Source organism: Mycolicibacter minnesotensis (assembly GCF_010731755.1).
In the GTDB taxonomy this organism is placed as follows: domain Bacteria; phylum Actinomycetota; class Actinomycetes; order Mycobacteriales; family Mycobacteriaceae; genus Mycobacterium; species Mycobacterium minnesotense.
In genome coordinates, this window is the sequence record NZ_AP022589.1 from 2,072,222 (window position 1) to 2,085,233 (window position 13,012).

Annotated in this window: 11 protein-coding genes; 5 read left to right on the plus strand and 6 right to left on the minus strand. The window is 67.9% G+C overall.

Features of this window, described 5'->3' with window-relative positions; all coding sequences use genetic code 11:
• Window position 1: 1 nt before the first annotated feature.
• Window positions 2-1,330 carry an oxygenase MpaB family protein gene (locus G6N09_RS09600; protein WP_083026460.1) on the minus strand — a complete coding sequence of 443 codons (1,329 nt, stop codon included), beginning with the start codon at window positions 1,328-1,330 and terminating at the stop codon, window positions 2-4.
• Between the two features lie 69 nt (window positions 1,331-1,399).
• Here G6N09_RS09600 and G6N09_RS09605 point away from each other — a divergent pair, with 69 nt between their 5' ends.
• On the plus strand, window positions 1,400-2,017 hold the full coding sequence (locus tag G6N09_RS09605; RefSeq protein WP_083026462.1) for a TetR/AcrR family transcriptional regulator: 618 nt from the start codon (window positions 1,400-1,402) through the stop codon (window positions 2,015-2,017).
• Here the strand turns inward: G6N09_RS09605 and G6N09_RS09610 are convergent.
• Together G6N09_RS09610 and G6N09_RS09615 are read right to left on the minus strand one after the other, a co-directional pair.
• Window positions 2,011-2,988, minus strand: coding sequence for a phosphotriesterase family protein (locus G6N09_RS09610; protein WP_083026464.1), 978 nt, complete (start codon window positions 2,986-2,988; stop codon window positions 2,011-2,013). The genes G6N09_RS09605 and G6N09_RS09610 overlap by 7 nt on opposite strands.
• A 53-nt stretch (window positions 2,989-3,041) precedes the next feature.
• Window positions 3,042-3,497 carry a MarR family winged helix-turn-helix transcriptional regulator gene (locus G6N09_RS09615; RefSeq protein ID WP_083026466.1) on the minus strand — a complete coding sequence of 152 codons (456 nt, stop codon included), beginning with the start codon at window positions 3,495-3,497 and terminating at the stop codon, window positions 3,042-3,044.
• Window positions 3,498-3,655: 158 nt separating this feature from the next.
• On the opposite strand from G6N09_RS09615, the gene G6N09_RS09620 reads away from it, so the two are divergent.
• The 3 genes from G6N09_RS09620 to wrbA are packed head-to-tail and all read left to right on the plus strand — an operon-like array spanning window position 3,656 to window position 5,986.
• Window positions 3,656-4,753, plus strand: a complete 1,098-nt coding sequence (locus tag G6N09_RS09620; RefSeq protein WP_083026561.1) for an LLM class flavin-dependent oxidoreductase — start codon at window positions 3,656-3,658, stop codon at window positions 4,751-4,753.
• Window positions 4,750-5,349 (plus strand): CE1759 family FMN reductase, encoded by a 600-nt coding sequence (locus tag G6N09_RS09625; protein ID WP_083026468.1) that lies wholly within the window; start codon window positions 4,750-4,752, stop codon window positions 5,347-5,349. The genes G6N09_RS09620 and G6N09_RS09625 overlap by 4 nt, the downstream gene beginning before the upstream one ends.
• Window positions 5,350-5,383: 34 nt before the next feature.
• Entirely contained in the window at window positions 5,384-5,986 is a 603-nt protein-coding gene (gene wrbA / locus G6N09_RS09630) for an NAD(P)H:quinone oxidoreductase (protein WP_083026470.1), read from the plus strand.
• A 9-nt stretch (window positions 5,987-5,995) separates the two neighbouring features.
• On the opposite strand, the gene G6N09_RS09635 is transcribed toward wrbA, so the two are convergent.
• Window positions 5,996-7,378, minus strand: coding sequence for an NADP-dependent succinic semialdehyde dehydrogenase (locus G6N09_RS09635; protein ID WP_234807039.1), 1,383 nt, complete (start codon window positions 7,376-7,378; stop codon window positions 5,996-5,998).
• Window positions 7,379-7,493: 115 nt separating this feature from the next.
• Between G6N09_RS09635 and G6N09_RS09640 the strand changes: the two genes are divergently transcribed.
• Window positions 7,494-8,411, plus strand: coding sequence for a hypothetical protein (locus tag G6N09_RS09640; RefSeq protein WP_083026474.1), 918 nt, complete (start codon window positions 7,494-7,496; stop codon window positions 8,409-8,411).
• A 55-nt stretch (window positions 8,412-8,466) separates the two neighbouring features.
• On the opposite strand, the gene G6N09_RS09645 is transcribed toward G6N09_RS09640, so the two are convergent.
• The gene (locus tag G6N09_RS09645) at window positions 8,467-12,726 is read right to left on the minus strand and encodes an alpha-(1->3)-arabinofuranosyltransferase (protein WP_109558945.1); all 4,260 of its coding nucleotides are present in this window, start codon (window positions 12,724-12,726) and stop codon (window positions 8,467-8,469) included.
• A gap of 49 nt (window positions 12,727-12,775) precedes the next feature.
• A complete protein-coding gene (locus tag G6N09_RS09650; protein ID WP_013827163.1) occupies window positions 12,776-12,949 on the minus strand; it encodes a DUF2613 domain-containing protein in 174 nt (57 codons plus the stop codon).
• Window positions 12,950-13,012 lie beyond the last annotated feature (63 nt).

The following is a 13,012-nucleotide window of genomic DNA, read 5'->3' on the forward strand; positions in this document are numbered from 1 at the left end:
CTCAGGCCAGCTGCCCAGCGGGCGTGTAGTCGTCTGCGTCGCTGGTGAATTCGGGCTTGCCATAGGTATTCAGTCGGAGCTTGACGAGCCGCACCATGTAGTCGTCGGTCATCTGACGCAGCGCCGGGACCCGGTTGGCCCACCGCACTGCCATCAGACGCCCGATGATGAACGGTGCTGTCATCCCGACGCGCAGGTAGTCGCCCACACCTATGGAGACGCCCATGGTCTTGGCGACTGCGCGGTCGCCGTTGCAGAACGCCTTGGTGAATGCTGTTTTGCTGTAGCTCTTTTCGACCGCATCGGCGATACGTTCCCATCGAGTGTCGACCGGTCGCAGGTAGGCGGCCATGGTCGAGCGCACCATCTCCCCGCAGGTGGCGTCGTCGAAGTCGTCGCGCAGCAGCGCCGCGCGGGTATGAAAGAGGTGAATGATCTCGCCCGGGGTGGTCGGCAGCAGTTCCTCGGGCAGACCGAGAAGAAACGCCCGGTAGCGGGTGAATTCGACAACGGCGCGTTCGCTTTTGGTGAATTCGGTGCGCCCTGCGCGCTGGGCGTCCGTGGCCAGCAGGTAGAGATTGATCATGCCGGCCGGCATCTGGTCGACCTGAGGCACCGGAATGCCGTAGACATCGGCGTCCCACTTCGCGGAACGTTTGAGCGCGTTGTAGCGAACCATCGAGTGCATCAGGCGCACCATGGCCGCCGCCTCGAAGCCGCGACCATGGCGCTCCAAGGCCCCGGGCAGGGTGGTTACGGCGAAGAAGCTGGTGGTCTCGTTGACCCGACGCGCCGAACGGCGGCCGGACAAGGCGCCGGTCAGTGCCATCGGCAGCGCCGCGTAGGTGTTGACGAAGGTGGCGATGAAGGCGCCCCGGGTGACGAACGGCGCGAGCAAGGCCGCTGGGACTCGCGAGTACCGCGCGCCCTCACGCACCAGCTTCATGTCCAGCCACGGCGGTGTCGCTTCCATGTCGGCGATGAATGCCACCAACTCGGGCGGTGCGTCGGCGACCGCGTCGATGCCTTTCCGGCAGGCCAACTGAAGCATGCCGATCAGGGACGCGACGCTGTACTCGGACATCAGGCTCGCATAGGGGTCTGCCACCACGTCCCCGAGCAGGGTCGCGATGCAGATCAGCTCGACGGCTCGCTCGTCGGACAGGTAGGGAGCGCGGTCGGCGACCCACTCCGGTAGGGAGGATCGGTCAGCTGGATCGGTGGTGGTGCGGAAGGGCTGAGTGTCGAAGTCGATATCGCCGTAGAGGCCGGGCTGCAGCTCGCGCTGACTGCGCACACGTTGGGCCAGCTCGGGGTAGTACTTAGGCATGACGCGTCTCCAGGGAACTAACATATTGTAAGTTACACAAGTAACAGACTGTTAGTTAGGCTGTCAACCATGACTTCGGGGCAGTCACGGCGGCGTTTGACCGCCGAGGCCCGGCGGCGTCAGATCCTCGACGTCACCCACGCGATCGTGGACGCAGAGGGTTTCCACGCCGCCACTCCGAATCGGATAGCGAGTGAGGCGGGCATCAACCGCTCCCTCATCTACCAGCAGTTCGGAGACCCGGCTGGCCTCTTCGTCGCCCTGATCGATCGCGAGGTCGCGCGGGCGGGCGCCCAGTTCGCCGAGGTGATCGCCGCAGGGGCGGATTCGGCGGGCGGCGACGGCGACCTGGTCGACAGATTCGACAGTGTGGTTCAAGCCGCCGATGCGCATCCTGCGACCTGGCGACTGTTCCTCTTCCCGCCGCAGGGCGCACCCCCGGAACTGCACCAGCGTCTTGGGCAGGCGCAGGAAATCGTGCGCGCCTACCTAGCTGGGGAGTTGCTGCGCAGCTACCCCGACCTACCCGATCCCGACTACACCGCCCGGGTATTGCAGGCCGCGGCGCGCGAACTCCTGCAGCTGCGGCTCAGCGATCCTGCCGCCGCCACCCGCGAGCGGCTGCACGCACTGGCCAGGTCGCTGGCATTGCCGCTCCCCGGTGCGGTGACGGCGAGGGGTCAGTAGCCGCCGCTGTGCGCCAGTATTCTGCGCGGGTTGTCCACCAGCATGGTGTGCAGATGTTCATCGGTGACGCCACGCTGCCGCAGGGCCGGGATCACGTCGTTGTGGATGTGCAGGTAATGCCAGTTCGGGGCGGTCACCGAACTCAGTTCGCCGGGTAGCGCATCGAAGTAACAGTTCGCGTCGTGGGAGAGCACCATCTTGTCGGCGTGGCCGCGCTCGCACAGCTGCGCCACCGTGTTGACCCGGTCCTCGAACGGCAGGATCGCGTCGATGCCGAATCGGTCCATGCCCAGATACGAACCGGCCGCGATCAGCTCCTCCAGATAGCCCAGGTCCGTGCTGTCCCCGGAGTGCCCGATCACCACCCGGGACAGGTCGACGCCTTCCTCTTCGAAGATGCGCTGTTGCTCGAGGCCGCGGCGCAAGCCGGCGTGGGTATGGGTGGAGATCGGTGCCCCGGTGCGGCGGTGGGCCTGCGCGACTGCGCGCAGGACCCGCTCCACCCCGGGGGTCACGCCGGGTTCGTCGGTGGCGCACTTGAGGATTCCCGCTTTGATCCCCGTATCGGCGATGCCGGACTCGATATCGCGGACGAACATGTCAGCCATGATCTCCGGGCCGTCCAGCAGGGTGCCGGGGCCGCGGTAGTGGTAGAAGAAGGGCACGTCGTTGTAGGTGTAGATGCCGGTGGCGACCACGATGTTGAGTTCGGTTCCGGCTGCCACCCGGGCGATCCGCGGGATGTAACGGCCCAGTCCGATCACGGTCAGGTCGACGATGGTGTCAACGCCGGCGTCCTTCAACTGGTCCAGTCGGGTGATCGCATCGGCCACCCGGGTGTCCTCGTCGCCCCAGGCCTCCGGATAGTTCTGGGCGATCTCGGTGGTCATGATGAACACGTGTTCGTGCATCAAGGTGACGCCCAGATCTGCGGTGTCGATCGGCCCACGCGCCGTATGGCATTGCGACATGGCCCGATCGTAGGGAGCTTCTCCGGCGGCCGGTTGTGTTCGCCGAGAATCTCCTAGCGCGACAGCAGGTTGTCGCGGATTCGCGCGTAGGAGTGGGTGTACAGCTCCACTTCGCGGGGACTCAGCGAGTCGAACAGGCCCGCGCGCACCGCGTGGACATGGCCGGGCGCGGCTGCCCGTAGCTTGTCGGCGCCCGATCCGGTGAGCTCGGCGAACAAGCCGCGTTTGTCCTCCTCGCACTTGACCTGCTGTACCCAGCCGGCGTCGGTCAGTCGCTTGACTGCGCGGGTGACTCCGCTGCGCGTCGTCACGGTCATGTCGGCCAGCTCGTTCATTCGTAGTCGGTGCGCCGGAGCCTCCGACAGCAGCGCCAGGATCTCGAAGTCAGCCAGGCTGATGCCCGCGTCGGCGGTCAGCTGCCGGTCCAGACTCCGCAGTAACAGTCGCGTGCTGTCGAGGTAGCCGCGCCACATCCGCTGCTCCTCCTCGCTGAGCCATCGGGTCTCCATCCTCCAAATATAGTTGATTTCACGATGACCATCCAGGTCTGCTGGCCCGCTTTAGCTGCGGCACGGTCGGGAATGTCACAAAAAATAGTTGCGTTCGCAACTATCAGCTAGAGTGATCAACAACGAGCCAAGGAGGCCCCGCCGTGACGAGCACCGGTATGCAGTTCGGCATCTTCACCGTCGGAGACGTCACCGTCGACCCGACTACCGGCCGCGCGCCGACCGAGGCAGAACGGATTAAGGCGACCGTCACGATCGCCAAGAAGGCCGAGGAGGTCGGCCTGGACGTGTTCGCCACCGGCGAGCACCACAACCCCCCGTTCGTGCCGTCGTCGCCGACGACGCTGCTGGGCTACATTGCGGCACAGACCGAGCGGATCGCGCTGACCACCTCCACCACGCTGATCACCACCAACGACCCGGTGAAGATCGCCGAGGACTACAGCGTGCTGCAGCATCTCGCCGACGGCCGGGTGGACCTGATGCTGGGGCGGGGCAACACCGGCCCCGTCTATCCCTGGTTCGGCAAGGACATCCGCACCGCGCTGCCGCTGACCGTGGAGAACTACCAGTTGTTGCGCCGGTTGTGGCGCGACGACGTCGTGGACTGGAGCGGGGAGTACCGCACCCCGCTGCGCGGGTTCACCCTGGCGCCGCGCCCGCTAGACGGAGTTCCCCCATTCGTCTGGCACGGGTCGATCCGCAGCCCCGAAATCGCGGAACTAGCAGCGCATTACGGAGATGGGTTTTTCGCCAATCACATCTTCTGGCCGCCGTCACACACCAAGCGAATGGTGCAGTTGTACCGCCAGCGCTTCGAGCACTATGGCCACGGCGGCGCCGACCAGGCCATAGTCGGTCTGGGCGGCCAGGTGTTCCTGCGGCCCAACAGCCAAGACGCCGTGAACGAATTCCGGCCGTACTTCGACAACGCCCCGGTGTACGGGCATGGTCCGAGCCTGGAGGAGTTCAGTGCCCAGACGCCGCTGACGGTCGGGTCGCCCCAGCAGGTGATCGACAAGACCTTGCGCTTCCGGGACTACGTCGGTGACTACCAGCGCCAGCTGTTCCTGGTGGACCATGCGGGTCTGCCGCTGAAGACGGTTCTGGAGCAGCTTGATCTGCTGGGCGAGCATGTCATTCCGGTGCTGCGCAAGGAGTTCGCCGTAGGCCGGCCCGCGCACGTTCCCGGTGCGCCGACGCATCAGTCCTTGCTCGCCGCGGCGCGGCAAACCCAGATTCAGGAGGCGTCATGAGAGTGGTTGCGATCAGCGGCGGCCTGCGTGAGCCGTCGACCACCCGCCTGTTGGTCGACCGGCTGGCTGCGGCGGTGGGCGACGAACTGGACCGGGCCGACATCGAGGTCATCGAGCTGCGCCGACTGGCCCGTGCGATCACCGACGCCATGCTGACCGGGTTCGCCGCGCCGGAGCTGGCCGAGGTGTTCGACGCGATCGCCGGCAGTGATGGGGTGATCGCGGTGACACCGACGTTCAACGCCACGTTCAGTGGGTTGTTCAAGTCGTTCTTCGACGTGCTACCCGAGCGGACCCTGGACGGGCTGCCGATGTTGATTGCGGCCACCGGGGGCACCGAGCGGCACTCGCTGGTGCTTGATCACGCGCTGCGCCCGATGTTCAGCTATCTGCATGCCCTGGTCTCGCCCACCGGGGTCTACGCCGCCACCGCGGACTTCGGAGCGGATCGGGCCGGCTCGGCCCTGTCCGTACGAATCGCCACCGCGGCCAGAGATTTCGCTCGCCTGGTGCGCGCGAGCGGCCCACGGCCGCACCCGGAGAAGTTCACCGACGAACTGACCGAGATTCAGGGCCTGCTGACCGGCACGCGCTGACCAACCCGACACGACAGACAAGGGAGAGATGGCAATGACGAAATTGGCGGTTATCTACTACTCGGCCACCGGCCACGGCACCGCAATGGCGCAGCGGGTGGCTCAAGCCGGCGAGGCGGCCGGTGCGGAGGTCCGGGTCCGGCACGTCGCCGAGACCCGCGATCCGGAGACCTTCGCCGGCAACCCGGCGTGGACCGCCAACCACGCGGCCACCAAGGACCTGCCCGCAGCCACCGGCGACGACGTCGTCTGGGCCGACGCCGTGATCTTCGGCTCGCCCACCCGCTTTGGTTCCCCCGCGGCGCAGTTCCGCAACTTTCTCGATGGTTTGGGCGGGCTGTGGGCCAAAGGCGAACTCGCCGACAAGGTCTATGCCGGCTTCACCTCAAGTCAGACCGCACACGGTGGGCAGGAAGCCACGCTGTTGAACCTCTACGTGTCCCTCATGCACTTCGGTGGCATCCTGGTGCCGCCGGGCTACACCGACCCGATCAAGTTCGCCGACGGCAACCCGTACGGCGTGGGGCACATCACCGGGCCGGACAACCAGAATCCGCTGGACGAGGCCACCCTGGCGGCACTGGACCACCTGGCCACTCGGGTGGTGGGCGTCGCCGCCAAACTCGCAGCGGGCTGATCGCCTTACTCAGGCCACCCACACCGTCTTGAGGTTGCAGAACTCGCGGATGCCGTGCGCCGAGAGCTCTCGGCCGTATCCGGATCGCTTGATGCCACCGAACGGCAACTCCGGATAGGACACCGTCATCCCATTGATGAAGACCTGACCGGCTTCGATCTCGTCGGAGAAACGGCTGATCTCGGCCTCGTCGCGGGTCCAGGCGTTGGACCCCAGCCCGAACGGGCTGTCATTGGCGATCGCAATGGCCTCGTCGATGTCGCGGGCTCGGTATACCGATGCCACCGGGCCGAAAACCTCTTCGGTGAAGATCGGCATGTCGCGGGTGATGTCGGTGATCACCGTGGGCGGATAGAACCAGCCGGGCCGGTTCAGTCGCTTGCCGCCGCAACGGATCACCGCGCCGCCGGCGGCGGCGGCATCAACCTGCTGGGCGACCTCGTCCCGGCCCCCTTCGGTGGCCAGCGGCCCGACATCGGTGTCCGGGTCGGTCGGATCGCCGACCCGAAGCGCGGACATCTGGGCGACGAACGCGGCGACGAAGTCGTCGTAGATATCGGTGTGGACGATGAATCGCTTCGCCGCGATACAAGATTGGCCGTTGTTCTGCACCCGCCCCGTTACGGCGGTGCGTACCGCGGAGTCCACGTCGGCTGAGGGCATCACAATGAACGGATCGCTGCCGCCCAACTCCAGCACGGTGGGTTTGATCTCGTCACCGGCGATTGCGGCGACCGACCGTCCGGCAGGTTCACTGCCGGTCAGGGTCGCCGCCGCCACCCGGGGGTCGCGCAGGACGCGTTCGACGGCGCCCGAGGAGATCAGCAGGGTCTGGAAGCAGCCTTCGGGAAAACCGCCGCGGGCCAACAGGTCGGCCAGATAGAGCGCGGTCTGAGGCACGTTCGACGCGTGCTTGAGCAGTCCCACATTGCCGGCCATCAAAGCAGGGGCGGCGAACCGCACCGCCTGCCACAGCGGGAAGTTCCACGGCATGACCGCCAGCACCACCCCGAGAGGTTGGTAGCGGGCGAATGCCCGAGACGCATTGACCTTCGATGCGTCGGCCACCTCGTCGGCGAGCAGCGTCGCAGTGTTGTCGGCGTAGTAGCGGAAGCCCTTGACGCACTTGAGGGCCTCGGCTTTGGCCGAGGTCAGGGTCTTGCCCATCTCCAGGGTCATCAGGGCGGCGACGTCATCGGCTTCGGACTCCAACAGATCGGCCGCGGCGTGCATCCACCGGGCGCGCTGCGCGAAATCGGTGCGACGGTATTCGATGAAGCGTTTCGCCGCGCGGGCGATGGCGGCGTCGACTTCCGCGTCGCTGGCGGCGGGGAAGGTCTTGACCGTCTCGCCGGTGGCCGGATTGGTGGTGGCGATGGGTGTGGCGGGCACGCGGAACCTCCTACGGGGCGCTGCGAAAGGACGACTGCGTGTCCAGCCTGCCATCTTCTGACCGCGTAGGCTCGCGACGAGCCAGCGTCAGTACATCGATAACGGGAGTTGCCTGATGCGTTTCAACCCACCGCCCAACTGGCCGCCCGCCCCACCCGGCTGGGCGCCGGACGCCAACTGGGCGCCGGATCCGACGTGGCCGCCCCCGCCGCCCGGCTGGCAGTTGTGGGTGGAAGACGGTGCGGGCGTCCCACCGGGCGCATACCCGCCTTATGGCGCGCCGTGGCCGCCTCCCGAGCCCACCTCACGCAAGGGCTTGTGGCTGTCGCTGGGGGCGGCCGCGGTGGCGCTCGCGGTGGTAGTGGGACTGGTTCTGAGTTTCGGCGGCCGGCTCACCGCGGAGGACAAGCCGTCCCGCAAGCCCGATATCACGACTCTGACCTCGGAGATGTTGGTGGAGCGGGCCGCGTTCCCGGACCCGACCGGCGGCAAGTGGATCAGCGGGGTGGACAGCGCCGGCGACGCGCCGTCGGACATGCCGAACCTGAACGTCGACCCGCCGGAATGCGCGGACTTCTACTCCAGCCCGTCGACCGCCACACAGACGGCGACCGCGACCTTGGCGAAGCTGCAGCCCGGTGGCCTGCGCACCATGCGGGTGCGCCTGGCGCTCACGCCGGACCACCCGAATCTCAAGCAATTGGTGGACAAGTGCAAGACGTTCACCCAGACCTTCGAACAGGGCGGGCGGTCGGTGACCACCGACATCCAACTGAATTCCCTCGATGCGGAGGGAGTGCCTCCGTGGGCGGTCGCGACAGTGATCACCAGCGCGAGCAAAGCCGCCAGCCGATTGCCGATCTCGATCACGGCCGCCACCATCTCGGGCTACTACCGTGGGGTGCTCGTCGTGGCGACCAGCAACAACGTCGGTCTGCGTATGGACAGCGACGATTCGGATGAGCCGGCGCAGGAAGAAGACCTGGTGAAGCTGTTCAACACCCAGATCGAGAAGCTCGAGGCCGCGCAGTAGCGGATCCCTGCGCCTGTGGGCGCTGGCCCGCGTCGTCCGACTCCGTCGGCTGGGCCTATTGCGGTGGCCCGCTGCCCTCGACTTCGTCGAGCTTGCGACCGCCGCGTGCAACCACCGCCGTGGCAGCCAGGACCGCCATGGAGACCAGGGCCGCAAGCTGTACCCCCGCGGAATGGCCGGCATAGCCTTCCACCGACCGCCAGGGATGCCGGCACAGCATCGCGCCCGCGAAAATCAGGCCACCGGAACTCAACCCGAGTCGTGCGGCATCGAAGGCTCGCTGCCGATCTCGTAACGCCAGCAGCAAGACCAGCGCGGCCCCGAACACCGCCGCTCCGATGACCCCGGCGATCAGAAAGCCCACCGTCAGCGCCGCGGTAGCCGCCGCATTGCGACTCGGCTGCCAAGGCTGCACCGGCGGGCCTGGATCGGGTCGCCGACGAGCCGGCCACCAGGCCAGCAACGCCAGCAACGGCAACAGCGCCAGCCCGATGGCCATGCCCAGCCGGTACATCCGATTGGGCCCGAACGTCAGGGTGATCGTGCCGTCGGTGCCCGCAGGCAGTACGAAACCCTGTTGCCAGCCGTTGGCCACCACCGGTGTCAGCCGGGCGCCGTCTGGTGCACGGGCCACCCATCCGTTGTTGATGCTCTCGGGGACCACCAGTACCCGAGCGGCTGACGACCCGGGAACCTGCACCTCACGCCGTTCCGCTCCCCAGCTGCCGAGCATCGCGGGAGTGGTGGCGGCACCATGGGGGGCCACCGGCGGCCCGGACAGCAGCGCACTGTCGATGACAAAAGCCGGACCGGGGCTGACCATCAACTCCTGCGCGCCGGGGGGCAACGCGATCGGACGTTGATCGCACGCCTGTGCCGGTATCGGCTTATCGTCGAGCAGCGCCCCCACTGTGGTGCTGATCGAGGTGTGCACGAAACGGCCCGCGATCGCGAGGATGGGCCCGTGATCGCAGTCGACCCGGACCTCACGTGACCGGTTGCGGGCGGGATCGGCGGGAGCGACGGGCCGGCCATCGGGCCCGAGCACACTGACCTCGGACAACCCCGGCGGTTTGAGCTGATCGAAGCCGATCGCGGTGCGGTCGATCACGTCCTCCCATGCCAGCAGGCTGATGGCCACCGTGTCGGTCACCCGTGGCAGCAGCCTCACCTGCTCAGTGTCGGCGTCCGTCAGCTCCCGGACCTGCGGCCCCGAACCCAGGTCGATGGCCACCAGGGTGGGACGTGCCGGCAGGGGAGACTGGCTGGGCGTGAACCGCACCCCGGTCACCTTGACCGGCCGGGGCAAGGTGATGGTCAGCGTCGGCGGGGTGTGGTGCGCGACCACGCGTTGCGACGCCGTCCACGCGGTGCCGGGATCTCCGTCAGCAGCGGCATAGGCCGCCCCCAATGCGTCGAGAACATCGGCGTCACCGCGGGCCCGGAGGACGCCCGGCTCGGCGATCAGGTCGATCAGGTTCGGTCCCTGGCGGGGCCGCACCCAGACGGTCGGGGTCACCTGCATGGGGCGGGGGACGTTGAGGGTGCGGCTGAAGGAGGCGGGTTCCTCGGGCTCCAGCATCATCGACGCTGCACAGCGAACCGCGCCGGCGGCCGGCGCACAGCCGACCCGGCCCGGTAGCCCAGCGCCAAGGTCCCACTGCGTCACCTGGGCACCGGCGGGTGGCGCTGGAACCACGGCTGTGTGGCGCAGGTCCACCGGGTGGGCGAAACCCGAAGCGTCGTATTGGGTCACGGCCAGATCGGTGATTCCGAACTGCACCCCCGGTGAGCCGTCGTCGGTGCCCGCTGCGGTGATCCGCACCCACGGTGTCTCGCCGTAGGGCAGGGCCGCGATGAGAGGCTCACCGGCACGGTCGAACCGCAGCGTCGTGGTGCCATTGACCGTGGAGATCTGAATCCTGCGTACCTGCGCGCCAACGGCCGTCGCGCTGGGGGTCAAGGTGATGGTGCCGTTGGTCAGTGGGTGATCGAAATCCACTTGCAGCCACTGGCCGACAGCCGTCTGCAGCGCATTGGACACCCACGCTGTTCCCGAGTCACTGTCGATGGCAGAGGCCGGTGAGGTCGACGGGGCCACATCGGGCAACGTGGTGGCGTCCGAGGACGAGCTGGACGCGGTGAGGCGGCCGCCCATCCACCCGCCGAACACGGTGCTGGCTCCAGGAGTCGGATAGTCCGGCACCCGGCTCAGCGTGTGCCGGGGGTCGCCGGCCGCCCGGATCGTCGACGCGTTGTCGTCGACCCGGCCGTAGTCGGTCTCGCGGGACAGCGGCGTGTCGGTGACGGTGACGACCGGTGTGCCCAGTTCTGCGCGCCGGGCATCGGCGGTCATCAGGACGGGTCCCAGCGGCGGCTCGCCTCGTAGGCGTTGGTGCTCGTCGAGTCGCAGCAGTACCTCGGGTCCGCCGTCGACCCGCGGCATCGCGTCGAGGTCGGTCAGATATGGCGCGCCTGGGTTGGCGGCGGCCGGGTCCCCGACACGGTAGATCTCGATCGCTGGGTAAGCCGGCCGCAGTCCGCTGTCCGCGACGAAACCGGGGACCGTGCCCGTCCCGACCGGATCGCCGAACTGGGCCACCCGCCGCAGTCCGGGTGAGCCGTCGACGGCGCGATGCACCAACAGGGGCCGAGCCGAGCGTGAGGTGTCGGGGTCCAGATCGTTGCGCACCACCAGGTAGGAGATGCCCTGCCGGGCGAGGGTGTCGGCCAGGCCGGCGGACGGACGGCCGGCGGCGAACAGGCGTTGTACCGAGTCGAGCGCCCGGATGGTCTGCGGCGGGGTCAGCGGAATCGAGTCGCGCACCCCCCACGGGCCGACGTCGAGGACCTGCAGGGGCTCGTCATGGCTGGTGCCCCAGGTCTGGGTGGCGAACGGGGCCCCCGGCGCCACCAGGACCCGGCCGGGTGTGGGACCACTACCGTTGTGTTCGGTAAGCCAATTGGCGGCATCACGCCAGTACTGCGGAAGCGCGCTGTAGGTCCCGTGCGGGGTCAGCCGGCCGGTCCAGGCCAGCGAGGTGGCGACCAGCAGGGCCGTGAGGACCACCAGGCCGACTGCGGCGGGCTTGTGGTGTTCGGGGTGGATGAACGCGCGGCGCCACACCAGCGCGGGCGCGCTGCCGGGCAGCGGGATGCGGCCCAGCAGGTGGATGAGGCCCAGCACCACCGGAATCCGGATCACCGACTCGAGTTTGTGCAGGTTGCGCAGCGGGGCGCCGGTGCCGTCGAGGAAGTTCTGCACCGCGTGGGCCAGCGGCGAGCCCAGTCCACCCGCATAGCCGACGGCCAGCAGCGTCACCCCGATCAGCAGCATGGTGACCAGCCGACCGGCGCCGGGTGTCCGCCGTGACAGCAGGCCGGTCAGTCCGGCCAGACCTGCGGCTGCCACCAGGCAGGTGCCCAGGATCATCACCGGGCTGGTGACCAGCGGCGCCCCGGCCGTGGCGTTCGGCGCTACGAACGGCGTCCAACTGTGTGTACCCCGCAGCATCTCGGTCAGCGAAGTCCACCTGGTGGTGACACCGGCCGATTCGATGAAATCCAGGAACGGCGGGCTGACCCGGCCCAATAACACCAGCGCCACCAGCCACCACGTCACGGCCAGCATCAGGGCCGCCAGCCACCAGCCGGTGAAGCGCCACCAGCGTCGGCTCGGGCGATGACACAGCCACCAGATGATGGCCGGCAGGCAACCCGCCAACGTCGCGACCGCGTTCACGGCGCCCATCAGCGCAACCGCGACCCCAGCCTGGCCGGCGAGCATCCGGGCAGGCCGTTCCGGCGGGTCCGCCTCGGGATCGCCTGGCGCGCCCAAAGCCCGGATGACCGGTAGCAAAACCCACGGGGCCAGCGCCATCGGCAAGGTCTCCGAGGAGATCGACCCCAGAGTGGTCAACACTCGGGGTGACAGGGCGAACGCCGCGGCGCCGATCAACCGCGCCGTCGGTGTCCCGATCCGCAACGTCTCAGCCACCCGTAGGAGGCCCCAGAACGCCACCGTGAGAAGCACCGCCCACCAGAGCCGCTGAATGATCCAGCCGGGCAACCCGATCAGGTCGCCGACCGCGAAAAAAGCGCCGTGCGGGAAGAGGTAGCCATAGGCCTGGTTCTGCACCTGGCCGAACGGCAACTCGCTGCTCCACAGGTTGATGGCGCGAGCCAGAAAGCGCAGCGGAGCCGCGGTGAGATCAAGCTTGGTGTCCGGAGAGATGCGGCCGGGTGCCTGCAGCAGGCTGCAGGCCAGTGCGACCGTGCCGACCAGCCACAACCAGCGGCGGCGCAGCGGTGTCACTGCCTGCGACGTCGTCGGCGGAGTATCGGATGTTGCCGGCGTGCGCAGGTCAGCCGCGGTTGCCGTATTCCACCCTGTTCAGTACCGAAGACTGCGGGTCGCCGCCGGCAATCTGGGGCTTGGTGTCTTGCTGCACCATCAGCGTGACCCCGAAGACGGCCGCCGCGCCCAGCAACACCCCCACGACGATGCTGATGGCGGCCGGTACCACGAACCGAGGCATGGTCAGGCTCCTCCTGCAATTCTCGCGACGTAGATCTGGGGCACCGTCAAACACAGCCCCCGC